Consider the following 1916-nt stretch of genomic DNA (forward strand, 5'->3'; position numbering starts at 1 on the left):
AGCTACACCACTAGTTTCATTTTTAAGAATAATAATTTTGCTTTGATTGTTAGTTAAAACATTAATTGCAACATCTAAATGATAACACTTTACATCCTCTTCTCTTAATATAAAAATAAAGCGCTTATTCTTGACATTTTCATAATTCTTAATAAAATGTTCTAACATAGTTTTTCCACAAATTTCAATAAATGGCTTTGGAAAACCATCTTTTTCATTATCAAAAAAATAACTTTTGCCTGCAATAGGAACCACTATGTTTAACATTTTAATTCCTTTTCAAATTTAAAAATATGATTTTTAATATTTTCATAATTTACTTCATCAACCTCATTTACAATCATCACATTAGCCCCACTTGCCTTAGCTGCCTTTATACCGTTTTCATTATCTTCTACAATCATACATTCTCTAGCTTTTAATCCTAATTTCTCTATAGCCTTAATATACATTTCTGGATCAGGCTTTCCTTTTTTTACATCTTCATTGGAAATATAAAAATCTAAATAATTTTCAAGAGCTGATTTTTTCATCATCACTTCAATACTATTGCGTATAGAATTAGAACAAACAGCCATTTTATAACCCTCATTTTTCAATCTCGATAGGGCATATTCATGATAAAATCTAGGCTTACATAAACTATGAACGATTTCCATAGTATATTGTTGTTTTAGTTCATTTATAAAATTATGCAAAGATAAAGGCAAACCTTTATCTAACGAGAGTATTTTTAATTTATCTTTAGTTGGTAAACCATCAAAAGTTGTTAAATGTTCATATCTGCTAATTTCCATACCAAAAAGCTTTAAAGCCTTATTTAAAGCTTTATAATGCCAATCTTTAGCTTCAATTAAAACTCCGTCCATATCGAAAATAATAGCTTTTATTTTAATCATTAAAAAACTTTCTTGCCTTATCAGGATAATCAGTACAAATCATTAATTTATCTTGTATTTGCAGTTCTTTCTCTATTTGTTTATATTCTTGCCATTCTTTTTTATAATCCCTTCTATGAAGTTCTGGAGAAACTATACAAACTAGTTTGTTATTGTCAATATGTTCTTTTATAGTATTTTTATCTATCCAATGTAAATAAAATTCATCCATCCAAATTCCATAAGCTTTTTCATAAAAACTAGGTTCTTTTTCATATTCGCTTTGTCTAGTAAAAACATTAAAATTTAAATTAATATAAATCAAAGCATCAGGAACTGACATATCAAATACAAAATAATTAGAAATTTCATATTTTTGAATAAGCTGTTTAAGTGAAGTTTGAAGACCATCGGCTTTTATATTTAAAGCTAAGGGTAAATTTACATTATATTTTTTATAAAGTTTAAAAAAATCCTCTAATTTTAAACAATCTTTATTAGCCATATCATGAGATATGACTATACCCCCCCCCATACCATCGTCTCTTAAATCTGTTTCAAGACCATATGAATTAATAAAACTTCTTTCAAAAGCCTAGATGGAATTTTTTTCTTCTATATTTTTCCAAAATCCCCTATGAGATATTATTATCACTTTTATTATCCTTCTTTATATAAACATTAAAGTTCTTTTTAAGTAAAGTAATTGCAATTTATTACTATCATCAAAACTTTATTTTATATAAAAATTTTATAAACTAAAAAATATAATCTTATTTATTTCAGAACTTTGTTTTTTAAAATTTCTTTTTTAAACAATTATAATCTTTTATCTTTATTTTAATATTAATCATTATTTTATGCCACTTTCTTTTCTAAATTATATTTCTTAACATCATTCATCTAGTTCTTTACACATTTTTTCAAATTCTTGATAATATTTCCAAGAAGCAACTATATTTGGATGATGTTGTTTAATATGGGAAAGTTCATCATCTAGTTTAATTTTATATTTTTTTAAAATATCATTATTAATTC

3 protein-coding genes and 1 pseudogene are annotated in these 1916 nt (G+C 24.4%); all 4 read right to left on the reverse strand.

All coding sequences use genetic code 11. The features are described from left to right. Nucleotides 1-267, reverse strand: a pseudogene (locus tag JG677_RS07960) (glycosyltransferase family 2 protein); the annotation flags it as partial. After that, on the reverse strand, nt 261-899 hold the full coding sequence (locus tag JG677_RS07965) for an HAD family hydrolase (protein ID WP_200286100.1): 639 nt from the start codon (nt 897-899) through the stop codon (nt 261-263). The pseudogene JG677_RS07960 and the gene JG677_RS07965, both read right to left, overlap by 7 nt. Continuing rightward, complete coding sequence (locus JG677_RS07970) at nt 892-1413, reverse strand: hypothetical protein (protein WP_234284674.1); 522 nt, start codon at nt 1411-1413, stop codon at nt 892-894. Before JG677_RS07970 ends, JG677_RS07965 begins: the two co-directional genes overlap by 8 nt. Nucleotides 1414-1773: 360 nt before the next feature. Then, a partial coding sequence (locus JG677_RS07975) for a DUF2972 domain-containing protein (RefSeq protein WP_200286101.1) occupies nt 1774-1916 on the reverse strand: 143 nt, incomplete at its 5' end.

Origin of the sequence: Campylobacter sp. TTU-622, assembly GCF_016598965.1 — a bacterium.
Taxonomy (GTDB): domain Bacteria; phylum Campylobacterota; class Campylobacteria; order Campylobacterales; family Campylobacteraceae; genus Campylobacter_D.